This is a genomic window from Xanthomonas dyei, from assembly GCF_002939865.1.
Classification (GTDB): Bacteria; Pseudomonadota; Gammaproteobacteria; order Xanthomonadales; family Xanthomonadaceae; genus Xanthomonas; species Xanthomonas dyei.
The window spans coordinates 14722-38025 of sequence record NZ_MDEE01000007.1 but is presented as its reverse complement, the minus strand read 5'-3'; the positions used below and the strand labels follow the sequence as shown (position 1 = coordinate 38025).

18 protein-coding genes and 1 pseudogene are annotated in these 23304 nt (G+C 64.9%); 8 read left to right on the top strand and 11 right to left on the bottom strand.

Annotated elements, in window-relative coordinates; all coding sequences use genetic code 11:
- Nucleotides 1-55: 55 nt before the first annotated feature.
- Nucleotides 56-607, bottom strand: a complete 552-nt coding sequence (locus XdyCFBP7245_RS07150; RefSeq protein ID WP_104615111.1) for a DUF6630 family protein — start codon at nt 605-607, stop codon at nt 56-58.
- A gap of 163 nt (nt 608-770) precedes the next feature.
- Here XdyCFBP7245_RS07150 and XdyCFBP7245_RS07145 point away from each other — a divergent pair, with 163 nt between their 5' ends.
- Entirely contained in the window at nt 771-1037 is a 267-nt protein-coding gene (locus tag XdyCFBP7245_RS07145; RefSeq protein ID WP_104615028.1) for a DUF3297 family protein, read from the top strand.
- Nucleotides 1038-1474: 437 nt separating this feature from the next.
- Here the strand turns inward: XdyCFBP7245_RS07145 and XdyCFBP7245_RS07135 are convergent, their stop codons facing one another.
- The 4 genes from XdyCFBP7245_RS07135 to XdyCFBP7245_RS07115 form a co-directional block, all read right to left on the bottom strand.
- Complete coding sequence (locus XdyCFBP7245_RS07135; RefSeq protein ID WP_104615026.1) at nt 1475-2236, bottom strand: ABC transporter permease; 762 nt, start codon at nt 2234-2236, stop codon at nt 1475-1477.
- Nucleotides 2233-3177, bottom strand: a complete 945-nt coding sequence (locus tag XdyCFBP7245_RS07130; RefSeq protein ID WP_104615025.1) for an ABC transporter ATP-binding protein — start codon at nt 3175-3177, stop codon at nt 2233-2235. The genes XdyCFBP7245_RS07135 and XdyCFBP7245_RS07130 overlap by 4 nt, the downstream gene beginning before the upstream one ends.
- Before the next feature lie 473 nt (nt 3178-3650).
- Nucleotides 3651-5288, bottom strand: coding sequence for a Na+/H+ antiporter (locus XdyCFBP7245_RS07125; RefSeq protein WP_104615024.1), 1638 nt, complete (start codon nt 5286-5288; stop codon nt 3651-3653).
- 470 nt (nt 5289-5758) lie between these two features.
- Complete coding sequence (locus XdyCFBP7245_RS07115) at nt 5759-6412, bottom strand: hypothetical protein (protein WP_228323614.1); 654 nt, start codon at nt 6410-6412, stop codon at nt 5759-5761.
- A gap of 395 nt (nt 6413-6807) precedes the next feature.
- Here XdyCFBP7245_RS07115 and XdyCFBP7245_RS07110 point away from each other — a divergent pair, with 395 nt between their 5' ends.
- Nucleotides 6808-7365 carry a fasciclin domain-containing protein gene (locus tag XdyCFBP7245_RS07110; RefSeq protein WP_170068558.1) on the top strand — a complete coding sequence of 186 codons (558 nt, stop codon included), beginning with the start codon at nt 6808-6810 and terminating at the stop codon, nt 7363-7365.
- Between the two features lie 300 nt (nt 7366-7665).
- Here XdyCFBP7245_RS07110 and XdyCFBP7245_RS07105 read toward each other — a convergent pair whose 3' ends face one another.
- The 4 genes from XdyCFBP7245_RS07105 to XdyCFBP7245_RS07090 form a co-directional block, all read right to left on the bottom strand.
- Nucleotides 7666-9105, bottom strand: a complete 1440-nt coding sequence (locus tag XdyCFBP7245_RS07105) for a UdgX family uracil-DNA binding protein (RefSeq protein WP_104615110.1) — start codon at nt 9103-9105, stop codon at nt 7666-7668.
- Between the two features lie 327 nt (nt 9106-9432).
- Nucleotides 9433-10677, bottom strand: a complete 1245-nt coding sequence (locus XdyCFBP7245_RS07100) for a putative DNA modification/repair radical SAM protein (protein WP_104615021.1) — start codon at nt 10675-10677, stop codon at nt 9433-9435.
- Nucleotides 10678-10985: 308 nt separating this feature from the next.
- Nucleotides 10986-11792, bottom strand: coding sequence for a DODA-type extradiol aromatic ring-opening family dioxygenase (locus XdyCFBP7245_RS07095; RefSeq protein WP_104615020.1), 807 nt, complete (start codon nt 11790-11792; stop codon nt 10986-10988).
- 40 nt (nt 11793-11832) lie between these two features.
- Nucleotides 11833-12243, bottom strand: a complete 411-nt coding sequence (locus XdyCFBP7245_RS07090) for a DoxX family protein (protein ID WP_104615019.1) — start codon at nt 12241-12243, stop codon at nt 11833-11835.
- A gap of 106 nt (nt 12244-12349) precedes the next feature.
- On the opposite strand from XdyCFBP7245_RS07090, the gene XdyCFBP7245_RS07085 reads away from it, so the two are divergent.
- The 5 genes from XdyCFBP7245_RS07085 to XdyCFBP7245_RS07065 all read left to right on the top strand — a co-directional run bounded on the left by XdyCFBP7245_RS07085 (nt 12350) and on the right by XdyCFBP7245_RS07065 (nt 18923).
- The gene (locus XdyCFBP7245_RS07085; RefSeq protein ID WP_104615018.1) at nt 12350-13246 is read left to right on the top strand and encodes a LysR family transcriptional regulator; all 897 of its coding nucleotides are present in this window, start codon (nt 12350-12352) and stop codon (nt 13244-13246) included.
- 328 nt (nt 13247-13574) lie between these two features.
- Nucleotides 13575-14144, top strand: coding sequence for a flavodoxin family protein (locus XdyCFBP7245_RS07080; protein WP_104615017.1), 570 nt, complete (start codon nt 13575-13577; stop codon nt 14142-14144).
- Nucleotides 14145-14789: 645 nt separating this feature from the next.
- Nucleotides 14790-15785: an aldo/keto reductase gene (locus XdyCFBP7245_RS07075; protein ID WP_104615016.1), complete on the top strand. Its 996-nt coding sequence runs from the start codon at nt 14790-14792 to the stop codon at nt 15783-15785.
- A gap of 223 nt (nt 15786-16008) precedes the next feature.
- Entirely contained in the window at nt 16009-16704 is a 696-nt protein-coding gene (locus tag XdyCFBP7245_RS07070; RefSeq protein WP_104615015.1) for a glycosyltransferase, read from the top strand.
- A gap of 149 nt (nt 16705-16853) precedes the next feature.
- Nucleotides 16854-18923, top strand: a complete 2070-nt coding sequence (locus XdyCFBP7245_RS07065; RefSeq protein WP_104615014.1) for a M13 family metallopeptidase — start codon at nt 16854-16856, stop codon at nt 18921-18923.
- A 313-nt stretch (nt 18924-19236) separates the two neighbouring features.
- On the opposite strand, the gene XdyCFBP7245_RS07060 is transcribed toward XdyCFBP7245_RS07065, so the two are convergent.
- The gene (locus XdyCFBP7245_RS07060; protein WP_104615013.1) at nt 19237-20157 is read right to left on the bottom strand and encodes an oxygenase MpaB family protein; all 921 of its coding nucleotides are present in this window, start codon (nt 20155-20157) and stop codon (nt 19237-19239) included.
- A 491-nt stretch (nt 20158-20648) separates the two neighbouring features.
- On the opposite strand from XdyCFBP7245_RS07060, the pseudogene XdyCFBP7245_RS07055 reads away from it, so the two are divergent.
- A pseudogene (locus XdyCFBP7245_RS07055) lies at nt 20649-21367 on the top strand (hypothetical protein).
- A gap of 231 nt (nt 21368-21598) precedes the next feature.
- On the opposite strand, the gene XdyCFBP7245_RS07050 reads toward XdyCFBP7245_RS07055, so the two are convergent.
- Nucleotides 21599-23194: an APC family permease gene (locus XdyCFBP7245_RS07050; RefSeq protein WP_104615012.1), complete on the bottom strand. Its 1596-nt coding sequence runs from the start codon at nt 23192-23194 to the stop codon at nt 21599-21601.
- Nucleotides 23195-23304: the final 110 nt, after the last annotated feature.

Here is a 23304-nt window from a genome sequence, read left to right as displayed (position 1 = left end):
GGTAAGCGTGCCGGAGGTGGTGCACACCACCTCCGGCACCGGTGTTGCGCCCGGCTTAAAACGCCTCGTTGCCCAGCCGCACTTCCACGTCCAGCAGCGAGGTCAACGCCAGCATCGCCTCGTCGTCGCGACTTAGCGCGATCCAGCCGGCATAGGCATCGCCGCCGGTGTTCCAGTTCCACAGCGAATAACCATGCTCGCGCAGGCGGTCGAAGGCCACCGCCATCAGGTCGGGCACGCCAAGGCCGTTGGCGAATTCTTCGTCGTCCAGGTCGCCGCCCCAATCGATCCGCAGGTTCCAGCGCGCGCTGAGCTCGTCGATGGCGGCAATGAACGAATCGGTGTCCTTCCAGTCGACGTAAAAGCCCGAGCGCCAGTCGATGGTGTCCTTCAGCGCCCACAGCCAGGCATCGTCTTCATCGTCCTCGTCCGCCTCGGCCTGCGCTTCGCGCCAGGCGTCGAACTGACCCAGCGCGGTCTCTTCGTCGCCCGGGTTGATCAGCACCAGCAGATTCCAGACCCGCGCCGGATGGTCGTCGACATCGTCTTCGTCGGTCTCGGGCGGCAGGCCTTCGTCGTCTTCGTAATCGGCACTGTTGTCGGGCATGGCGGTCTCGCTCAAGGATTGCAGGTGCGAAGTGTGACGCCTCACGCGGCGCAAGCAAACCGGCGGGCGCGCGCGTCGTGGCATCGAGGCTGGTCTTCCCGGCGCAGGCACGTATCCTGTGCGGCCGAAGACGGCTATCCCGGCCCGTCATGATGCCTTCCCCATGAGCGATACCCCTCCCGATCATCTGGCCATCGACCCACGCAGCCCGTTCCACGATGCCGAGGCCCTCAACCGCGGCATCGGCGTGCGTTTCAATGGTGTCGAACGCGACAACGTGGAGGAATACTCGGTGAGCGAAGGCTGGATCAAGGTGCAGGTCGGCAAGGCGCGCGACCGTCGCGGTAACCCGATGACGATGAAGGTCAAGGGTGAGGTGGTGGCCTACTTCCTGGACACCAAGAGCGACGCCAAGCCTGCTGCCGAGTAAGAGCGGCTGACCACACTACTTCAAGCTGTTCTATTGCACAGCTGCTGAGCTGCGAGTTTGCTGCAGGGCCCTTGCCTACCTACCATCGCGGGACACGCTGCAAGGACGTCCTTGTCAGCGCTTACGCGGCATGCATGCCGCGTAAGGTCCCGCGACGGTAGGCAGGCAAGGACCCGTCTGGATGATCGGGATGCATGGCGTTGAGTAAAGCAGCCAGCAAACTCTCTGGTGCGGTGTCCTCGCCGATTGCGGGACCGTGTGGCGGCATGGATGCCGCCACCGAGCCCCCAGGGATGGGTTGACGGCGTGTCCCGCAAGCGGCGCGGGCACCGCGCACTCGATCCACTCAGCGTTTGACCTGGACTTCCGATGCGTTTGACCTGGACTTGCGAAGGCATGCACCAGGATGCGGCCGACAACACCACTGCACTCACCGCTCACGCCTTGAGCCGGTAACCGCTGCGGAAGATCGCCGCCACCACGCCCAGGCACACCACCAGAAACAAGAACGTCATGCCGGTGCTCACTGCGATGTGCACGTCGGCCTTGCCGTAGAAGCTCCAGCGGAAACCGCTGATCAGATACACCACCGGGTTGAACAAGGTGACCTTCTGCCAGATTGGCGGCAGCATGTTGATCGAGTAGAAACTGCCGCCCAGGAAGGTCAGCGGCGTCACCACCATCAGCGGAATCACCTGCAGCTTTTCGAAGCCGTTGGCCCAGATGCCGATGATGAAACCGAACAGGCTGAAAGTCAGCGCGGTGAGCACCAGAAAGCCCAGCATCCACACCGGGTGGGCGATCTCATACGGCACGAACAGCCGCGCGGTGAGCAGAATCAACAAGCCCAGCATCACCGACTTGCTGGCGGCCGCGCCCACGTAGCCGATCACGATTTCCCACCACGCCACCGGCGCGGACAACACCTCGTAGATGGTGCCGGCCCAACGCGGCATGTAGATGCCGAACGAGGCGTTGGAAATGCTCTCGTTGAGCAGCGACAGCATCACCAGCCCGGGAATGATGAAGGCGCCGTAGCTGATACCGTCGATGTCGCCCATGCGCGAGCCGATGGCCGCACCGAAGACCACGAAATACAGCGAGGTCGAGAGCACCGGCGAGGCGATCGACTGAGTGAGCGTGCGGAAAGCGCGCGCCATTTCGAAACGATAGATCGCTGCAATCGCATGCCGGTTCATGCGTGTGCCTCCGCAGCGCGTGCGCCATGCACCAGGTTGACGAAGATCTCTTCCAGCGAGCTTTCGCTGGAATGCAGGTCCTTGAAGTCGATGCCGTGCTCGTTGAGCCGGCGCAACAACGCACCGATCCCGGTCTGCTCGGCCTGGGTGTCGAAGGTGTAGATCAGGCTATTGCCATCGGCCGACAATTCCAGCGGCAAATCTGCCAACGCGGTGGGCAGCGTGTGCAATGGCGATTGCAGGCTGAGCGTGAGCTGTTTCTTGCCCAGCTTGTGCATCAGCGTGTGTTTGTCTTCCACCAGCACCAGCTCGCCGCGATTGATGACGCCGACGCGGTCGGCCATATCTTCGGCTTCCTCGATGTAGTGGGTGGTCAGGATGATGGTAGTGCCCTGCTCGCGCAGGCGCCGCACCATCTGCCACATGTCGTGACGCAGCTCCACGTCCACACCGGCGGTGGGCTCGTCCAGGAACAGGATGCGCGGCTCGTGCGCCAGCGCCTTGGCGATCAGCACACGCCGTTTCATGCCGCCCGATAGCGTGGAAATCTTGTTGTTGCGCTTGTCCCACAGCGAGAGCTCGCGCAGCACCGCTTCCAGGTACTGCGGGTTGGCCGGTTTGCCGAACAGGCCGCGGCTGAAACGCACCGTGGCCCACACCGTTTCGAACGCGTCGGTGGCCAATTCCTGCGGCACCAGCCCGATGCTCGCGCGTGCGGCGCGGTAGTCGCGCACGATATCGTGACCATCGGCCAGCACGGTACCGGTGCTGGGGTTGATCAGTCCGCAGATGATGCTGATCAAGGTGGTCTTGCCCGCGCCGTTGGGCCCGAGCAGCGCGAAGATTTCGCCGCGCTGGATGTCCAGATCCACCTGTTTGAGGGCCTGAAAACCGCCGGCGTAGGTCTTGCTCAATCCCTGGATGGAAACGATGGGCGTCATGGGTTCTGCACGGGGACGATAAGCGCCACAGGGTAGGCGCTGCGCCGTGACGATGGGAGGGGGGCAGATGGGATGGTGTCTCCCGAGTCGCCGTGATGGCGGTTGCGGCTGCTGTTGCTCGTAGGACTCCCGCCTCACCAGCGCGTGAGCACGCGCATTACACGCACGGCCCGTCACGCCCAGGTGCGCTCCTACAAAAGACCGTGGCTACCGGCCCGGCTCTTGCGATTCCCGATTCCCTGCGCGCATAAGCGCGCACCACACGTACAGCTCCGGCGCGCCCAGGTGCGCTCCTACAAAAGACCGTGGCTACCGGCCTGGCTCTTGCGATTCCCGATTCCCGATTCCCGATTCCTGCGCGCATGAGCGCGCACCGCACGTACGGCCCCGTCGCGCCCAGTTGCGCTCCTACGACGGGCGTGCCGTTGCCCGGCTGTTGCGAATCCCCACTCACGACGCCCCAATCCCTACCCTCAAGCGCGCTTGCGCGACTCGATCAAATCCAGATTACGCACCAGCCTGCGCGACAGATCGTCGGAAATCTCGCGGCGGCGGGCAAGCTTGAATAACTCGTTGCGCTCGGCCACCAGGGCAGCGTGACGGAACTGGCGTAGGGCCTGCTCGTAGGCACCGGCTTCTTCCGGATCGGTCTCGGCCATGTCCACCGCGCCGAGCTTGCGTTGATAACGCTGGCTGACCTGGTTGGCGGCCGCGTTGTAGCGCTCGGCATGCGTACTGTCGTGCACCAGCCGCTGGCGCAGCTTTTCCACCGCCTCCAGTGCCGCCTGCGAGGCGGCCTTCACTGCCAGATCTTCCTTGAGCTGCTCGTCTTCTTCTTCCGGCAATTCCAGCCCGCGTAGCAGCCGCGGCAATGCAACGCTTGCCACCAGCAACGACACCAGGATCACCGAGGCGGCCAGAAAGATCGCCAGCTGGCGGGCGGGGAACGGCGAGCCGTCCTCCAGCATCAACGGCAGCGTGAGCACGCCGGCCAGGGTGATCGCACCGCGCACACCGGCCAGCGACACCGCCACCACGATCCGCCATGGCGGGCTCACGTGCGCCTCGCCGCGTCGCTGCGCCTTGAACAGGTTCCAGCGCAGCGACAGGAAGACCCACACGAACCTCAGCGCCATCAGGCTGGCGCTGATGGTGGCCACGTACACCGCCAGCCACCATGGGTTGAGGTGACCGGCTTCCTGCACACTACGCACCGCGCCGTCCAGGATGCCCGGCAACTGCTCGCCCAGCAGCACGAAGATGATGCCGTTGAAGGTGAACTGCACCGTGTCCCACACCGCCGAGCGTTGCAGGCGCATATTGCCCGGCGCATTACCTGCCATTTCCACGTAGCTCATGGTCACCCCGGCAGCCACGGCGGCCAGGATGCCCGAGGCGTGGAAGGCTTCGGCCAGCAGATACGCGGCGAACGGGGTGAGCAGGTTGACCAGGATCGCCGAACCGGGTTCTTCGCCGAAGTGGCGCCAGATCCAGGCCTGGATCCGGCTCAGTCCGAAGGTGGTAGCCACGCCCAGGGCCAGCCCGGCCAACGCCACCCACAGGAAGGTCAGCGACGCGCTGGCGATCGAAAAGGTGCCGGTCAGCACCGCGGCCACCGCGAACTGAAAGCACACCAGACCGGAGGCATCGTTGAGCAGCGACTCGCCTTCCAGGATGTGCATCAGCCGCTTGGGAATCGACACCTTGGAGGCGATCGAGGACACCGCCACCGGGTCGGTTGGCGAGATGATCGCCGCCAGTGCAAACGCCACGGCCAACGGCATCGCCGGGATCAACCAATGAATCAGCAACCCGGCCCCGACCACGGTGAACACCACCAGGCCCAGTGCCAGTTCCAGAATGGCCGCCTTGTCGCGGAACAGGCCTTGTTTGGGAATACGCCAACCGTCCAGGAACAGCAGCGGCGGCAGGAACAACAGGAAGAACAACTCCGGTTCCAGCTCATGCCCCGCATCGAACACGCCCGAAACCACCGCGCCGAGCGCGATCTGGACCAGCGGCAACGGCAGCGAGAACGGCAGGATGCGGATCAGATAACCGCTGGCCGCGACCGCCAGCAACATGGCGAGGACGACATCGATCGAATGCATAAAAACCCGGAAGAAGAGACGGCCGCACGTGCGGCATCGTCTCGCGACGCACAACAACGCACCTACGGGAACATACCGGTTTGCAACCGACGATGAAACCACCGCACCGCCTGGGCCTGGGCGTGGTCCGTGGCGGTGACCGCCTCCAGGGTGTGGTGCTGCAGCGCTGTGGCCGGTGTCTATCGATCAGGCACCGTGGCTGCCGGAAGGACACGCGACACAACGGTGCGGCGGTGATTCGTCAACACAGATGGCCTGCAGCACGATGAAGCGCAGCGCCAGGGTGGCCCTGCAACAGGCCCGCAATGCGGATGCGCGTTGCGGGCAGCGCGCAAGCGATGGATCCATCGCCAAGGCCAACAGTGGTTCGCTCGCCTGCAACGCAGTGCCGTCGAACGCAGCCGGCAACGTGATCGTTCACGATGCGGCGCATGCCGACGGCATGCGCGCGCAGATTGGCCGAACGCGGATCAGCTGTGGCGAACGTGCCTGTTCGCGTGCCGCGTCGATTGCCGAGCGCCCTCGACCGGGACCAGGAAGGTCGCTTCATGCAGTTTCAGCTTCGAGTCGTAGTGACTCACCGTCACCTTGACCGCCTTGACCTTCTTCTTGAAGGCGTACGGCCACTGCGCACCCACCATTTCCTTCCCGGGCGTCTGACCGTCAGCATCTCCGGCAAGCTTGATGTGCACGGGGTAATTGCCTGCGCCGCCGTTGTCCGCATCGTTGGCATCGGACACGTCGATATGTGCTTTCGAAAACGCCAGCGTCGACGGCCCGCCGTCCTTGTAGTTGGCGCTGTCGTCGAATCCGATGTTCTTGTAGCGATAGGTCAGCAGGATCACTTGCGTGGGAACCCACGAGCCGCCGCCATAGTTGGGGATTTTGACCTTGGCCACGCGCGCAGAATCAACCGTGAATTCCCACTCCCCCGGCACAATCCATTTCTGCCCTGGTCGATAACTGCCACTCGCAGGGGCAGCCGCGGTCGCTGATGGCGCATGCGTTGGCGTTGGCGTTGGCCTGACGGCCGATGCGTGTGCAGTGCCAAATAACGCCAGCGCGCCTGCCACCAACACTGTCGGCAGCGCCAGTCGATTGAATTCGCTTTTTTTGGACTTCATGGTCTACAGCGCCTTAGAAATGATTATCACGCAAGGGCATCAAGACTAATCGCACTGAGCGGCGTCGCCTTTGCCAATCGCGAACATTCGTGCAGCATTAGGGAGGTGTGCGATAGCGGCGGCGCCGATGGAGTTGGCCACACCCTGATCGCGCGCGCCTGCACTGCGGTTTCGCCATGGGGTATTCCAGCCGTCGGTCGGCACGTGCGGCCAGCGCTGATCGAACGGACTCAACCAAGGGCCACCCGATCGCGGCTCCTATGGCGCAGTGCGACGACGTTGCAGCGCAGCATCTCTATGTAAAAAACGCGTGATGCATCCGCGCCGCATCTGGCCGCGTATCAAGATCCACGATTGCCATCCAGGTAATCGCTCACCCAAAGGATCGATGCCTCATGAAGACCTCATTCCAGTCGCTTGCCATTGCCACCGCTATTGCCCTCACCAGCGCGATGGCTCCCGCTTACGCTGCGTCCAATCCGATGGTGGGTGGCGCGCCGATGCTGGCGACCAAGGACATCGTCGATAACGCGGTCAACTCCAAGGACCACACCACGCTGGTGGCCGCCGTCAAAGCCGCTGGCCTGGTCGACACCCTGAAGGGCCCGGGTCCGTTCACCGTTTTCGCCCCGACCAATGCTGCGTTTGCCGCATTGCCGGCCGGCACGGTGGACACGCTGCTGAAGCCCGAATCCAAGCCGACGCTGACCAAGGTGCTGACCTACCACGTGGTACCGGGCAAGGTGGACGCGGCCTCGTTGATCGCCAAGATCAAGGCTGGCGGCGGTAGCGCCACGCTGACCACCGTGCAGGGCGAGCCGCTGACCGCAAAGCTCAATGGCAAGAAGGTCACCCTCACCGACGTCAAGGGCAACACCGCTACCGTCACCATTGCCGACGTCAATCAGAGCAACGGCGTGATCCATGTGATCGACAAGGTGCTGATGCCGTAACTGCAGGCAGATCGCTGGCGCATGCTCCTATATCCCACCGATGCAAACGGCTCGCATGTTTGTCGGTGGGCACTTAGCGACGCATTCGCTGCTGCGTGATTGCATGGCGTCGGTGGGCGATCGTTGTAGGCACGAGTTGGTCGTGTCCACTGGCCCATCGATGCGCCGATTCATGCGCGTGCAGTTGCAAGACGCGCGACCCAACCGCGAAGCGGCGGTAACGAGGTCGCCGGCATGCCGGCGACCTCACTTGGTGTCTTGTTCTCCGACACCATGCGCGTGCATTTGCACGCGCTTTTTTTATGCCTTGGAAAGATCGCTTGCCGCACCCGGCGGCGCCAACAACTGCCGCAGGTCCTCCACAAAGCCGCGATAGCCTTCCTCGCGCGCCTCCTCGGAGCCTTGTCGCAGCACCCAGGACGGGTGCACGGTCGCCAATACCGGCGTGCCGTCGTCCAGCCGTTGCCACTGCCCACGCTGCTGCAGTAAGCGAAAGCCCGGCCCCAGCACCGCTTGCGCGGCGGTCGCCCCCAGACAAACGATCTGCGCGGGCCGCAGTTGCGCACGCTCGGCATGCAGCCAGCCACTACATGCCTGCACATGCGCACGCTCCGGATTGCGATGCAGGCGCCGCTTGCCGCGTTGCTCGAAACGGAAATGCTTGACCGCATTGGTCACGTACAACACCTGACGGTCCACACCCAGCTCGCCGAGCGCCATGGTGAACAGACGCCCGGCCGGGCCCACGAACGGACGCCCGCTCAGGTCCTCTTCGTCGCCGGGTTGTTCACCGATGACCATCACCGATGCATTGTCCGGCCCTTCGCCGAACACCGTTTGCGTCGCCGGTTGCCATAGCTCGCAGCGGCGACAATCGCGTGCGGCCGTGCGTAGCTGCGCCAGACTTTGCGTTACAACTTCCACGGCGGGCGCGGGCGCCACCGGTACGCGCCGCCGCACCGGCTCGGGCGCACGCTCGGCCATCTCGCGCACCCGCACACCGGCCTCGCGGATCAACTCCGGCAGCAGCGCCGCTTCGGGCAGGTTTTTCCAGTATTTCTGCGGCATTTCCTGCCGCATCATGGTGGGGTTGAGCCGCGCAGGATTGAAGATGTGCGCGTAGTACGTGCGCCACAGGGTTTCCTGCGCGTCGTCGGCCGGCACCTGCGACCGTACCGCCGCATCGCCGAACGTCAACGTCTCGCCATCCCAGCGCACGCTGCGGTATGGCGTAAGGATTGCCCACTGCATGCCGGCAAACCGCCGCGCGAAGAACGGCGCCACCCGATCCACGATGCAGTGCTCGGGTTCGAACCAGGCCACGAAATCTTCCTCTTCTCCAGGCAACCGCCGAAAGCGCACGAATGCCTTCATCTTGTGGGTGTCGCGCTGCACCGCCTTTTGCCATTGCCGAAGGCGGTGTACATCCACATCGGTGGCGCGCTCCAGCAGCGCCTTTTCGCCGGAGGCGATTCGCCACAACAACCGGTACAGCACCGCGTGCCGCTGTGGATCGCGATGGCACAGCACCGATGCAGCCAGCTGCATGAAGTCCGCCGACACCCGCGGCGGCGGCACGGTCGCCGGCAACTCCAGCAACCCCTGCCCCATCAACAACCCGCCCTGCGCCCCACCGTTCCACGCCACATCGTCCGGCTGCACCTGCGCGCACCACGCTGCCCGCGCTAGCGCACGCCACGCCTCGAAACTCCACGGTGGTTCGACCTCAGCGCTGAACATCATGTCCACCTGACCTCAAGATTTCCGATCCGGCTGTCGCTTCGTCGCCGGCACTCTGGTTGTGTCTTGCATCTGTATTGCTGCTTTTTTTGCAGTTGGTATCGCTTCGTCGCTCCCGCGCAGGATCGCATCAGGCGATGGCGGTGTTGGTGACGTTTGCCAACACAAAAGTCGCCCGCGCCGCAAGGCGCCCAAACTCGTGGAGCAGGGATTCGGCGACCGAAGTTGGGGATTCGTGGCAGCAATCAGGAACGTCCAGGTCATACCTGCGGGCGCCCCCTCATCCGCCCTTCAGGCACCTTCTCCCGATGGGAGAAGGCAGGCGCATCAATCGAACAAACTTGCCTGCCGCGGCGCAGGCGCCAACTGCGCGCGCAACCGCGCCGGATCGTCCAGCCGCTGGCGCGGATGATGGTCCAGCACACTCACAAACGGCAGCAGCTTCTTCATCGGCACCCGCAGCCGCGCCAGGTCGCCCACCCGCAACCGCGCATGCCGGCGCGACAACAGCAGCCGCTCCACATTGCGGGTACCCAACCCTGGCACCCGCAACAACATCTCACGCGGCGCCACATTCAGATCCACCGGAAATCGCTCCGGATTGCGCAGCGCCCAGGCCAGCTTGGGGTCCACATCCAGGTCCAGCATGCCGCTGGATTGTGCAGGCGCGATTTCCTCTACCGAAAATTCGTAGAACCGCAGCAACCAATCGGCCTGATACAGCCGATGCTCGCGCTGCAACGGCGGCGCCTGCAACGGCAGCTTGGACGATGCATCCGGGATCGGACTGAAGGCCGAGTAATACACCCGGCGCATGCGGTAATTGCCGTAGAGATTGTGGCTGGTGTCCAAAATGGCGCGGTCGTTGGCATCGTCGGCGCCAACGATCATCTGCGTACTCTGGCCTGCCGGCGCAAAGCGCGGCGGCTTGGCACGGCGCACCTTTTCGGACTTGCGCTCCAGCTGGTTTTCTTCGATGCGCCAACGCAGCTCGCCCATCGCCGAGCGAATGCCGCCAACGCTTTTTTCCGGCGCCAGCAAGGTCAGGCCCTGCTCGGTCGGCAACTCCACATTGATGCTAAGACGGTCCGCATAACGGCCGGCCGCCGCCAGTAGCTCGGGCGCGGCGTCGGGAATGGTCTTGAGATGGATGTAGCCGGCAAAACGATGCACCTCGCGCAGCTGCCGCGCCACTTCCACCAGCTGCTCCATGGTGTAGTCGGAGTTGCGGATGATGCCGCTGGACAGAAACAGGCCTTCGATGTAATTGCGCTTGTAGAAATCCAGCGTCAGCGTGACCACTTCCTCCGGCGTGAAGCGTGCGCGGCGCACATTGCTGGACACGCGATTGACGCAGTACGCGCAGTCGAAGATGCAGAAGTTGGTCAGCAGGATCTTCAGCAGCGACACGCAGCGGCCATCGGGCGTGTACGAGTGGCAGATGCCCATGCCCTCGGTGCTGCCGATGCCGCCCGTGCCCAGCGAATTGCGCTTGTTCGCGCCGCTGGAGGCGCACGAGGCATCGTATTTGGCGGCGTCGGCAAGGACGGCGAGCTTGTCGAGGAGTTTCACGCGGGCAGCATGCAGCGAGGGAGTCTCAGCCTATGAGACTGTGCCGCAGCAGATCGTGAATGCTTCAGAGCGCTGCGGCGGCGATGATGCCGTCAGCGCTGTTGTGCGGTGATGCGTCGACCTGCGGTCCCGCTGGATGACGGGATACTGTCAGCGCTGCACTGCAGCGGTGATGTGGCCAGCGCTGTTGTGAAGCGTGATGCCTTATTGCGGCCTCACCGTAATGACGCAGTAACCGCCGTCATCTCGAGCGCTGCCGTCATCGCCACAGTGCCGCCACGAAGGCGACACTCGCGTCCACAACCCGATCAAGCGGCAATCGCCGCATCGCCGTCGAAGCGATACAGATCCATCGCCAGAACGCCCTGATCGATCCCGGCATCGATCCGCTGCGCACCGAGCTGGTCGCTGCCGGCCGCACCCATCGCGACATACAGCGGCAGCAGGTGCTCGTCGCTGGGATGCGCGCGCTCGGCGTACGGCGCCTGGCGGCGATAGTCGAGCAGCGCGGGGATGTCGTTTTGCAGCAGCTTGCGCTCGGTCCATGCGATGAAGGGCCGCACATACGGCGCCTCGCGTTCCACGCTATACCCGTGGCGGAAATCGTGCAGGTTATGGGTGATGCTGCCCGAGCCGATCACCAGCACGCCGTCGTCGCGCAACGGCGCCAGCGCGCGTCCCACCGCAAACTGGTGGGCAGGGCCAAGCTCGGGCTGGATCGACACCGACACCACAGGGATGTCTGCCGCCGGGTACAGCAAACGCAGCGGCACCCACACGCCGTGATCGAAGCCGCGTTGCGGGTCGAGCTGCGGATGCAGGCCGGCCTGTTCCAGCCGGCGGGTGAGCTGCTGCGCCAGCGCAGGCTCGCCGGGGGCGGGATACTCCAACTCGTATAACGGCGCAGGAAAACCGCCGAAGTCGTGAATCGTCGGCGGCCGCGCGGCGCCGCTGACCAGCGGGCGGCGGCCTAACCAGTGCGCGGTGGCGATGACGATCGCGCGCGGCTGCGGCAATTGCTGGCGCAGTTCTTCCAGGCGCAGCCCGACCTGGCCCGGCTGCAACGCCGTCATCGGCGATCCGTGCGAGATATACAGCGATGGCATGCGGCTCATGCGTGGCTCCTTGAAATGACAGGCGTCGAAATGACAGGCATCAGCGCGCCGGCTTCAGCGCAAATGCGCCATCGCCCAGCAGCGCTTGGACGACCAGCAACACCGCCCACAGCGCCGGGTACTCCCAACCGCCGCCGGGGTTGGAGACACCGAACCCGTTGGCGCCATGCACGCTGACGATGGCGCCCAGCAGCAGCGGAATGCCCAGCAGCGCCACCCAACGCGCGTAAAGGCCCAACAGCAACGACAGGCCCAGGCCGAGTTCCAGCGCCATGCTGAGGTAGGCCAGCGCGGCGGGCAGGCCCAACGACTGGAAGTCGCGCACGGTGCCGGCCGGGGTGAACACCAATAGCTTGGTCAGGCCATGCACCAGGAACGGGGCGCCCAGACTGATGCGCAGCAGCGCCGCGCCGTAGGCGGCCGTGCGAGGCATGGCGAGGTAACTGGACATGATGGGCATTCCACTGAAGACCAGCACAGCCTATTAGCTACCGAAATCTGATAAATACGTTCCATTCGGATAATTTATTGCAGCTAAAGAAATAATCGGAGCACCCATGGATACCCTTGATGCGATGCGCGTGTTTACCGCGGTGGCCGAGCGCAGCGGCTTCAGCGCCGCGGCCGATGCGCTGGACCGTTCCACCGCCAACGTCACCCGCCAGGTCGCCGCGCTCGAGCAACGCCTCGGCACGCGCCTGCTCAACCGCACCACGCGGCGGGTCAGCCTGACCAGCGCGGGCACGGCGTATTACCAGCGGTGCCTGCAGTTGCTGGCCGACCTGGACGACCTGGAAGCCACCATTGGGGCGCAAGCGCTGGAGCCGTCCGGGGTGCTGCGGGTCAATGCGCCAGTGAGTTACGGGATCGAGCGTCTGGGCGCGCTGCTGCCCGGCTTTCGCGCACGCTACCCGCAGGTGGAACTGGACCTGTCGCTGTCCGACCGCCTGGTCGACATGGTCGAAGAAGGCTTCGATGTCGCCATCCGCATCACCCGTCAACCGGCGCCGATGCTGATCGCGCGGCAGCTGGGCAAGGTGCGACTGCTGACCTGCGCAGCGCCGGCCTATCTGGCGCGCGCCAGCACACCGAAGCACCCGTCCGACCTGGCCGGCCACGAATGCCTGCTGTACCAATACTCGCCCAGCGGCGACGAGCTGCGTTTCCATGGCCCGGATGGCGATGTCACTGTGCGCATCCACGGCGGGCTGCGCGCCAACAACGGCCATGTGCTCAATGCGGCAGCGCTGGCCGGCCAGGGCATCGTGATGCAGCCGGACTTCCTGGCCGATGCGCATATCGCCAGCGGCCGCCTGGTGCGCCTCCTGCCCGCTTACGAACTTGGCGAGATCGGCATCTTTGCGGTGTACGCCAGCCGCAGCCATCTGGCGCCGAAGGTGCGCAGTTTTATCGACTACCTGCTCGAGTGCCTGGCCGAGCCGGCGGCCGGCTGACCGCGGTCGGCAACACTCACCAGCACTCGTCGGTTGGTGTGGCGACGCACGCAGCCGGAGCCTGGCACACGCCACACCTGGCGCCGGCTACTGGCCGAAGCGGCGGGCAACACGCGTCAGCGATCGTCAGCTGGCGTGGCGGCGCGCGCAGACCGGCATGCATGAATAGCCTCTCCGCACCGAGCGCCGGCTGCGCCGCCTGGTGGCCGTGCAGTGCTTGTATTGGCCGCCCCAAGCGGCCCCGGCAACAGTTCGTCCCGCACATGGTCATTCATCTGTCGCGGCCGGTGTGCACACAATCGGCCTCCCTCGTCCAACAGGAGCGTCCATGAGCAAGATTGCCATCGTGTATTTCAGCGGCTACGGCCACACCGTCAAGCAGGCCGAAGCCGTGCATGCAGGGGCCGCCAGTGTCGGCGAGGCCACGCTGTACCGCATCGACCAGGACGGCAACCTGCCCGACGAGGCCTGGGAGGCGATCGGCGCAGCCGACGCGATCATCTACGGCAGCCCCACCTACATGGGCGGGCCGGCCTGGCAGTTCAAGAAATTCGCCGATGCCAGCTCCAAGCCGTGGTTTGCGCAAGCGTGGAAGGACAAGGTGGCCGCCGGCTTCACCAACTCGGCCTCGGTGAACGGCGACAAGTACGCCACCATCCAGTATTTCTGGACCTTGTCGCAGCAGCACGGGCAGGTCTGGGTCGGCACCGGTCTGCCGCCGTCCAACACCAAGGCGCACGGGCCGCAGGACATCAACTGGACCGCCGGTTGGGGCGGTGCGCTGGCGATCTCGCCCTCGGACGCCTCGCCCGACGAAGCCCCGCGCAGCGGCGATCTGGAAACCGCAAAACTGCTTGGCAAGCGCGTGGCCGAGTTCGCCCACAAGCTCAGGGGCTGAGGCCAGCATCGCAGCGCCCGCGCGGTTGGGCCGGCTTGAGGCGGCTCGATACGCGCGGGCATTGGTTTGTTTGACGGTGCGGTTGCCGCCGTGGCGCCGAGAGCAGGCGTGCAGGTTGGCCGATGTCGTTGGCATTGACTGCGTTGCGTGACCACGCTGGAGGATCGCTGGGGCTGCGCGCACTGCACTCAGTGATGACCAGATCGCAGGGCAATGCGCAATAACGCCGTGTATCGGCGACAGCGTGATGAGTGCGGCAACATCGCACGCGCAGTCTTCGGCATCAGGCAAGACGGCACCAGTCAAGGGTGCCGATTGCAGGGTCTGTAACGCGTCGCGCGATGGGCGATACGGCAAGCGCAACCAGACGCAGGCGTTGTGTGTCGCCACAGGTCATCGAATGCCGCAGCGAACGCTGCTCACTACACGACGCTGCCGTGTAACTCAGTGCCATCAACAACTGGCCCCTTGCTCAGCGCAGCAGCTGTTAAATCCGTGGGCACCGCGGTGCAGCGCTGCAATTCCCAAGTAACAGGCATCGTCCCCCTCCTCACCGGCCTCGAGCATTCGCGCGTGGGCCACATCGCGCTAACGTGCGCCGCGTCACTCTCCCCGCCTACCTCGCTGCACGGAGCTTCCCCCAGCATGCAAACCCGCACACTTGGCCGATCCGGCCCCACCGTTTCCGCACTCGGCCTTGGCTGCATGGGCATGAGCGCGTTCTATGGCGATCGCAGCGATGAGGCCACCTCGATCGCGGTGATCCATCGCGCACTCGACCGCGGCATCAGCCTGCTCGACACCGCCGACATGTATGGGCCGCACACCAATGAAGTGCTGGTGGGCAAGGCGATCGCATCCCGCCGGCACGAGGTGTTTCTGGCCACTAAATTCGGCATCAAGCTCGACCCCAACGACCCGTCGGTGCGCGGCATCGATGGCAGCCCGGACTACGTGCAGTCCGCCTGCGAGGCCAGCCTGCGCCGTCTTGGCGTCGAGTACATCGATCTGTATTACCAGCACCGCGTGGATCCCAACGTGCCGATCGAAGACACCGTCGGTGCCATGGCGCGTCTGGTCGAACAGGGCAAGGTGCGCTTTCTCGGGCTGTCGGAAGCGGCCGCAGCCACCATCCGCCGCGCACACGCCGTACACCCGATCACCGCAGTGCAGAGCGAATATTCGCTATGGTCGCGCGAGCCGGAAGACAACGGCGTGTTCGCCACCGTGCGCGAGCTCGGCATCGGCTTCGTGCCGTACTCGCCGCTGGGCCGCGGTTTTCTCACCGGCGCGTTCTCATCGCCCGACGACTTCGACGCGGACGATTACCGCCGGCATTCGCCGCGTTTTCAGGGCGACAACTTCATCCGTAACCTGCAGTTGGTCGAACAGGTCAAGGCGATCGCCGCCGACAAGGGCATCACGCCCGGGCAACTGGCGTTGGCCTGGGTGCTGGCGCAGGGCCAGGACCTGATCCCGATCCCCGGCACCAAGCGTGTGGCCTATCTGGACGAGAACATCGCCGCGCTGGAGGTGGCACTGATGCCTGACGAGCTGGCGCGCATCGATGCGATCTTCCCGGCGCAGGCCGCGGCCGGCACGCGTTACCCCGAAGCCATGATGGGCGCGCTCAACCGCTGAGCCATGACCGCGTGGCCACAGCGATCGCTGCGGCCACGCGCTGGCAACTGAAAGCCTCTGCATACAGTGCCTGCACGCACAAATACGGGCGGCAGACATGCGCGCACCGCCCCCGGCGGCCACGTCCAGCTGAGCACGGTATGGCTATGCCGATCGCACGCACTCACGCCATCGCATCGCACCTGCTTGCACACTGGGCGCACCATCGCACACACCGCGCCCAATGTTGTCTTTCGTGATTCCCGCGCACAACGAGGCTGCACTGATCGGCGAAACGCTGCAGTGCCTGCATGCCTGCGCACAGGCGATGCAGCTGGACTACGAAGCGATCGTGGTGGCCGATGCCTGCGAGGACGACACCGCACGCATTGCGCGCGATAACGGCGCGCAGGTGCTGGAGGTCGAGCTGCGGCATATCGCCGCCACCCGCAACGCGGGCGCGCAGGCCGCACAAGGCGAGCGCCTGCTGTTTCTGGATGCCGACACCTTGATCAACCCGCAGGTGGTCGGCGCCGCATTGGCTGCGCTGGATGCTGGCGCGGTGGGTGGCGGTGCGCAGGTGCATCTGCAGGGCAAGCGGGCCTGGTTCGAACGCGTCGCGCAAGCGGCGTTCGGCTGGTTTTTCCGCGTTGCCGGCATCGCGCCCGGATGCTTTCTGTTCTGCACACGCGTGGCCTTCGTCAGCGCCGGCGGCTTCGATACGCGGTACTACGCCGGCGAAGATGTGGCCTTGAGCCGCGCACTGGCGCGGTGCGGGCGCTTTGTGATCCTGCGCCAGACCGTCCACACCTCCGACCGCAAGCTGCGCAGTTTTTCCAAGCGCGAGCACCTGGGCCTGCTGCTGCGATTTGTGTGGCGCGGCCGCCGCATGCTGCAGACCCGCGACGCGCTGGGCTTCTGGTATCAGCGACGGCGCTGAACCGAGCGTGTCCGCGGCACGTCAGGATGCCGCGCCACCTGCCCTCAGATCGGGACGTGGCAGCACATGCCACTTACACTGCGGTCCTTGTTCTTGTCTCCGAGTTGCGCCGCATGGCTTCTTTGCACCGCCCTGTCCTGATCGCTGCCATGGCTGCTGCGGCATTGACCACCGCAGCCTGTCACCGCGATGGCATGGCGCCAGCGGCCGACACCCGCACCACGCCCGCTCCCAGCACGCCCAAGCTCGGTGATTTCGGCTTCGATATGGCGGGCATGGATCGCAGCGTGGCACCAGGCGACGACTTCTTCAGTTACGCCAGCGGTAACTGGGTCAAGACCACGCAGATTCCCGACGACCGCTCCAGCTTCAACAGCTTCGTCGGCATCGCCATCGACACCGAGCGCCACAGCCGCGACATCATCGAAGGCGCCGCCGCCAACGACCGCGTCACCGGCGAAGACAAGCAGATCGGCGACTATTACGCCGCCTACATGGACGAAGCCAGTATCGAGGCAAAGGGCGTGCGACCGGTGCAACCGGAGCTGGATGCCATCGCGCAGCTGGAAGACAAGCAGGCGCTGGCACGCACCCTGGGCGGGCAACTGCGCGCCGATGTGGACCTGCTCAACTCGACGAACTTTTACACCGACCGTCTGTTCGGCCTATGGGTGTCGCAGGATCTGCACAACCCCGGCCGCTACGCGCCGTACCTGGTGCAAGGCGGCCTTGGCATGCCCGAGCGCAGCTTCTATCTGGACGGCGGGCGCATGGCGCAGCTGCGCGACGCCTACCGCGCCCACATCGTCAAGGTGCTGGAACTGGCCGGCATCGACGATGCACCGGCCAGGGCCGAGCGCATCCTGGCCCTGGAAGTCGCAATCGCCCGCGTGCACGCCACGCCCGAGCAGACCAACAATGTGCAGGCGGGCGCAAATGCCTGGAAACAAGCCGATTTCGCGCGTAATGCGCCAGGCCTGGACTGGGCGCTGTTCTTCGATGCCGCCGGCCTGAAGGCGCAACAGGACTTTATCGTGTGGCAGCCGCAGGCCGTACGCGGGTTGTCGGCGCTGGTGCGGTCCGAGCCGTTGCACACCTGGAAGGACTATTTGCGTTTTCGCGCGCTGGATCGTGCATCGCCGTATCTGTCCAAGGCATTTGCCGATGAGCGGTTTGCGTTCTACGGCACCACCCTGGAAGGCACACCGCAGCAGCGCCAGCGCTGGAAGCGCGGGATCGATGCCACCAACGCCGCATTGGGCGAAGCGGTCGGCAAGCGCTACGTGCAGAAGTACGTCAGCGCGCAAACCAAGACCCGCGCCGAAGAGATGGTCAAGAATCTGATCGCCGCGTTCGGCAAGCGCATCGACGCGCTGGAATGGATGACGCCGGAGACCAAGCAACATGCAAAGGCCAAGATCGCCGGATTGACGGTGGCGGTGGGCTACCCGGACAGCTGGCGCGACTACAGCGCGCTCGATGTGCGTCGCGACGATGCGCTGGGCAACGTGGAACGCGCCGGTCTGTTCGAGTACCGCCGCAACATCGCCAAGCTGGGCAAGGCGGTCGATCATCGCGAGTGGTACCTGCTGCCGCAGGAGGTCAACGCACTGAATGTGCCGCTGGAAAACCGCCTGCTCTTCCCGGCCGCGATTCTGCAACCGCCGTTCTTCGACCCCGCCGCCGACGATGCGGTGAACTACGGCGCGATCGGCGCGGTGATCGGGCACGAAATCAGCCATAGCTTCGACAACATGGGCGCACTATTCGACGAACACGGCGAGCTGCACAACTGGTGGACGCCGCAGGATCTGAAGAAATTCGAGACCGCCGGCAATGCGCTTGCCGCACAGTTCGGCGCCTACAAGCCGTTCGACGATCTGGCGGTCAACGGCAAGCTGACGCTGGGCGAAAACATCGCCGACGTCGCCGGCCTGGCCACCGCGTACGACGCCTACCAGTTGTCGCTACAGGGCAAGCAGCCGCAGACCATCGATGGCTTCAGCCCCGATCAGCGCTTTTTCCTGGGGTTTGCGCAAGCCTGGCGTGGCAAGTACCGCGACGCCGCGCTACGCAACGCCGTGCTCACCGATGTGCATGCGCCCGGGCGTTTTCGCGCGCAGACCGTGCGCAATCTGGATGCATGGTACCCGGCCTTCGATGTCAAGCAGGATCAGCAGCTGTATCTGGCGCCGGAACAGCGGGTCAAGATCTGGTAAGTGCTGGCGTTGGTCGTGTGAGGCGGCGATGTAAACGCGACTGTCAGCGTGCCTGCCGTCATCGGACGGTCATGCTGCTCACTCTGCCATCGCCCGCAACGCCGACTGTGCAGTAGGTTGCAGTGTCGGCCTGATGTCGGCCCGACATGCCTGGCGTTGTCGCTCCACGCGCGCCATTCCTCACCCAAACGCATCTCTCGGGGGAGAGGGGTTGGGGTGAGGGTCGGTAGTCGCGGCGATGTAACCGCACCCGCAGCACCATGCAGCACTAAACCAGCACGCAAGCCACACACAACTCGCACCTGCCAAACCGCTACTCAGGCCACTGCAGCAACGTCGCCGGTTCCAACTGCATGCGCCTGCAGGCGCGGGCCGATAAGCCATCGCGCAACGCGGTGCGGAACAGCGGCGACAAGCTGCGCAGCAGGCGGGCGGATGCACGAGCCTGTGCGCGTTGGGTGGTGGTGCGGCCCAGCATGTCGCTGGCCCAGCCCGGCAACAACGCAGTGCCGGCGCCGAGGAACACACCGCGCGACAGGCCTGCCGCAGGCACCGGCAGCTGGATGCTGGTGAGGATGTCGAGCACCTCGCGCGAACGTGCATCCATGCGCAGCTCGCCGCGCACCGACGCAAAATACGCATCCACCTCGGCCTCGCTGGCGGGCACGTCGGTGGCGCCCAGGGCTTCGGCCACGCGGCGCGCTTCGTCGTAATAGCGGTCGGCGATTGCGCCCGGCACATCGCGGCAATAGCGTCGGCAGCCCTGCAGAAACCCATAGGCTTCGGTGACATGCACCCAGGTCAGCAGCGCCGGATCGTTGGCTTCGTACGGCACGCCATCGGCAGTGTGGCCGCGGATATGCGAATGGATACCGCGCACGCGCGCGATCAGCTGCTCGGCTTCGGCCTGCGGCGCGTAGGTCGTGCCGGCGACGAAGTTGGTGGTGCGTCGCAGCCGGCCGACCAGGTCGACGCGGAAGTTGGAGTGGTCGTAGACCCCGGCCAGCGCGCGCGGGTGCAACAGTTGCAGCATCAATGCGCACAACCCGCCGGACAACATGCCGGGAAATTCGGAGTGCACGCGCCAGGTGACGCTATCGGGCCCGAAGATGCCGGGGTCGCCCAGCGGCTGATCGTATTCGATAGTGCTCTGGCCACGCGGAAACGCGCCCAGCACCCAGCGGCGGATCTGTTCGGCGGCGGGGGCAGTCAGGGTTCGCAGGACGGCAGACATACCGCCATGATACGGGTGCGTCTGCACGATCACGTCAGCGCGCGTCCGGTCTGGCACAGGCGCCTCATCCGCCGGTCAGGCGCAGACATGCGCCGCCGTTCCTCGCAGGCGAGCCAGCGAGCACGCACAGGCGTTTGTGAAGCGCCAACGGGGTGCTGAGCAATCGCCAGAAAGACGCAGGCGATGCGGAAGGAGCCAACACACCCGTGGCAGTCCCGGCTCCGTACACCCGCAGCGCCCGCCCGGCGGCGGTGGCGTCGTTTTGGTGGCCGCTTACAGGCAACTAAGGTGCCGTCCAATCCATCGTCCACACGTCGGCCAGACACGCGACTGCCGCACTGCCAGGTGTGCAGTGCAGCAAGAGTGGCGACGCAAGGCACGCGCGATCTGGCGCTATCGCGGCCAAATCAGCTGAATTCAGCGTTTTGTGCACGGGTGCGCAACTTTGCGCGGTCACAGGTTCGCCGCAGGCATTGCCATGCACGGCGAAAGTGCTAGAACTAGGGCCGTCCGACATCGGCCCTGCATCGCAAGGCGCGTCGGTCGCTCCAGGGCACCGGCCAGCGCCGGTGCAGCACGTCGTTCGCCAGCCATCCGTCAGGAGCTTGTCATGATCGCTTTGTTCCAGGGTTTAGGCCTGCTATTGCAGGACAACGCACTCCATCGGCGCTCCTTCGATGAGCAGGTCGTCTATTGGCGCGACAAGACCGATGCGCAGCTCGACGAAGAGCTCGATCTGCTCAAGGTCGCCAAGAAACAGTGGGTGATCGCCTCGATCATCGGCTGGCAGGCGATTTCGCTGGTGCTTCTGGGCGTGATCACGCATCAGCTGTGGCAGAACGACTACCACCTGACCTTCAGCCGCGTGGTGATCATCTTTACCTCGTGGGCATCGATCCTGTTCATCATGTGGTACATCGCCGACCTGTTCGACCACAGTGCCGGTTTCGAGCGCTGGTTGCGCGCGTTCAATAGCCGCGCGCGGGTGACCCCGGATGCCGACTCGGTCGAGTGCGTCGCCGACGCGCTGGACATGACGCGCCGCTACCCGGAAGTGCTGCGCTACAAACAGGAAGTGACCTCCAAGCGCGAGCTGCGCCACGAGGACATCGTCAACATGCGTGAGATGGGCCGCCTGCGTCGCTACACCGAATTGCTGCGCGATCTGGACCGTTTCGATGGCGCGCCACGGTTGGTGGCCAACGCCTGATACACCGCTGCAGCGATGGATGTCGCTGCAGCACGCACCTGAAAGATGATTCCAGACAAAAACGGCCGGTGCGCACTGCACCGGCCGTTTTTTCTCATTGCATCGCGGCGAACGTGGCAGCGCGATCGGCCGGCAAGGCCATCGCAGGCGGAAACACCGCTGCGATCAAGCCCCGCCAAGCACTGCCTCTGACGCAGAGCCGCACTCAATCGGTACGGCGGCGCGCCCCACTCAAGCCCGCGCCACCGCCTGCTCCACCGACGGGGTGCGCCAGCCGCTGCGGACGCCCCAGATGTAGAAAACCACGCCAACTGCAGCGACTACCGCCAGGTCGGTGCCGTAGCTCAGGTAGCCATGGCCGCCGAAATCGCTGCTGCCGGCCCAGGACAGCAGCGCAATGATCGGCAGGTAGCAGATCATCCAGGCCGCGCCCTTGAGGTTGCGGCGCAGATCCGGCCAGCCCTGCTTGGCCTGGTAATAGCAGTACACCGGCAGCGCCACGACCATCAGCAGGATGATCTCGCCGGTCAGCGGCCAGCGCGCCCAGTACAGCAGTTCGGTCGCCATCACGAACGCGACGCCAGCAAGCACCGGCAAAGCGGCGATGCGTAGCGGGCGATGCAACTCCGGCGCGTGGCGACGCAGCGCCATCGCACTGATCGGTCCGGTGAGATAGGAAATGATCGTCGCCACCGAGATCACCGCCGCCAGCGTGCCCCAACCGCGGAAGAAGAACAGGAACACGAACGACACCGCCAGGTTGAAGAACATCGCCATGCGCGGCACGCCCCACACCGGGTGCAGCTTGCCCAGCGCGGCCGGCATGGTGCCGTTCTTTTCCATGCCGTAAACCATGCGCGCGGTGGTGGCGGTATAGGTAATGCCGGTGCCGCTGGGGCTGACGAACGCATCGATGTACAGCAGCATCGCCAGCCAATGCAGGTTGACGATGATGGCCAGCTCGGCGAATGGCGAGCGGAAATCGATACCGTGCCAGCCGGCCTTGGCCAGCAGATCCGGCGGCACCGCGCCGATATAGGCCACCTGCAGGATCACGTAGACCACCGTGGCCAGCGCGATCGAACCGAGCACCGCGAACGGAATGCTGCGCCCCGGGTTACGTGCCTCGCCGGCCAGGTTCACCGGGCTCTGGAAGCCGTTGAAGCTGAAGACGATGCCGGCGGTGGCCACCGCGGTGAGCACCGCCGCCAGGTCGAGCACATGGGCATCGCCATGGATGCCCACGCTGAAGTTTTCGCTGTGGAAGCCGCTGGCGATCAAGGCCACGCCGGTCGCCGCCGGCACCACCAGCTTGAACACGGTGATCAAGGTGTTGGAGCGCGCAAACAGCTTGACGCTCCAGAAATTGAGGAAGAAATACACCAGCACCAGCACCGCCGAAATCAGCAGCCCGGGCACCGACAACTCGCCAGCGCCGCCAGGTGCCTGCACATACAGACCCTGCGCCCAGGCCCACGGCCAGGAGGCCATGTATTGCACCGAGGCTTCGGCTTCGACCGGGATGACCGAGACGATTGCGATCCAGTTCGCCCAGCCGGCGATGAAGCCCACCAGCGAGCCGTGCGAATAATGGCTGTAACGCACCATGCCGCCGGATTCGGGGAACATCGCGCCCAGTTCGGCGTAGGACAACGCGATGGTGGTGATGATCGCCGCGCCCAGGATCCAGGCCCAGACAGCGCCCGGACCGGCCAGCCCGGCCGCGCGCCAGGCGCCGAACAGCCAGCCGGAACCAATGATCGAGCCCAGCCCGGTGAGCATGAGCGCAAAAGGGCCGACGTCGCGGCGCAACGAATGTTCGGACATGAAAAGCCTGGCAGTGATGGCGCCGTGACCCGGCAACAAGCCGGTAATGATCGCAGATGCGACCGCTTGCCGTCAGTGCGTATTCAGGCACGCTACGAGAATGCCGGGCG

What these genes read in the sequence shown, in the direction of transcription:
- XdyCFBP7245_RS07110 (WP_170068558.1), top strand. Translation starts at nt 6,808, where the DNA reads ATGAAGACCTCATTCCAGTCGCTTGCCATTGCCACCGCTATTGCCCTC.
- XdyCFBP7245_RS07135 (WP_104615026.1), bottom strand. Translation starts at nt 2,236, where the DNA reads ATGAACCGGCATGCGATTGCAGCGATCTATCGTTTCGAAATGGCGCGC.
- XdyCFBP7245_RS07125 (WP_104615024.1), bottom strand. Translation starts at nt 5,288, where the DNA reads ATGCATTCGATCGATGTCGTCCTCGCCATGTTGCTGGCGGTCGCGGCC.
- XdyCFBP7245_RS07105 (WP_104615110.1), bottom strand. Translation starts at nt 9,105, where the DNA reads ATGTTCAGCGCTGAGGTCGAACCACCGTGGAGTTTCGAGGCGTGGCGT.
- XdyCFBP7245_RS07090 (WP_104615019.1), bottom strand. Translation starts at nt 12,243, where the DNA reads ATGTCCAGTTACCTCGCCATGCCTCGCACGGCCGCCTACGGCGCGGCG.
- XdyCFBP7245_RS07070 (WP_104615015.1), top strand. Translation starts at nt 16,009, where the DNA reads ATGTTGTCTTTCGTGATTCCCGCGCACAACGAGGCTGCACTGATCGGC.
- XdyCFBP7245_RS07150 (WP_104615111.1), bottom strand. Translation starts at nt 607, where the DNA reads ATGCCCGACAACAGTGCCGATTACGAAGACGACGAAGGCCTGCCGCCC.
- XdyCFBP7245_RS07075 (WP_104615016.1), top strand. Translation starts at nt 14,790, where the DNA reads ATGCAAACCCGCACACTTGGCCGATCCGGCCCCACCGTTTCCGCACTC.
- XdyCFBP7245_RS07085 (WP_104615018.1), top strand. Translation starts at nt 12,350, where the DNA reads ATGGATACCCTTGATGCGATGCGCGTGTTTACCGCGGTGGCCGAGCGC.
- XdyCFBP7245_RS07130 (WP_104615025.1), bottom strand. Translation starts at nt 3,177, where the DNA reads ATGACGCCCATCGTTTCCATCCAGGGATTGAGCAAGACCTACGCCGGC.
- XdyCFBP7245_RS07050 (WP_104615012.1), bottom strand. Translation starts at nt 23,194, where the DNA reads ATGTCCGAACATTCGTTGCGCCGCGACGTCGGCCCTTTTGCGCTCATG.
- XdyCFBP7245_RS07145 (WP_104615028.1), top strand. Translation starts at nt 771, where the DNA reads ATGAGCGATACCCCTCCCGATCATCTGGCCATCGACCCACGCAGCCCG.
- XdyCFBP7245_RS07115 (WP_228323614.1), bottom strand. Translation starts at nt 6,412, where the DNA reads ATGAAGTCCAAAAAAAGCGAATTCAATCGACTGGCGCTGCCGACAGTG.
- XdyCFBP7245_RS07065 (WP_104615014.1), top strand. Translation starts at nt 16,854, where the DNA reads ATGGCTGCTGCGGCATTGACCACCGCAGCCTGTCACCGCGATGGCATG.
- XdyCFBP7245_RS07095 (WP_104615020.1), bottom strand. Translation starts at nt 11,792, where the DNA reads ATGAGCCGCATGCCATCGCTGTATATCTCGCACGGATCGCCGATGACG.
- XdyCFBP7245_RS07060 (WP_104615013.1), bottom strand. Translation starts at nt 20,157, where the DNA reads ATGTCTGCCGTCCTGCGAACCCTGACTGCCCCCGCCGCCGAACAGATC.
- XdyCFBP7245_RS07080 (WP_104615017.1), top strand. Translation starts at nt 13,575, where the DNA reads ATGAGCAAGATTGCCATCGTGTATTTCAGCGGCTACGGCCACACCGTC.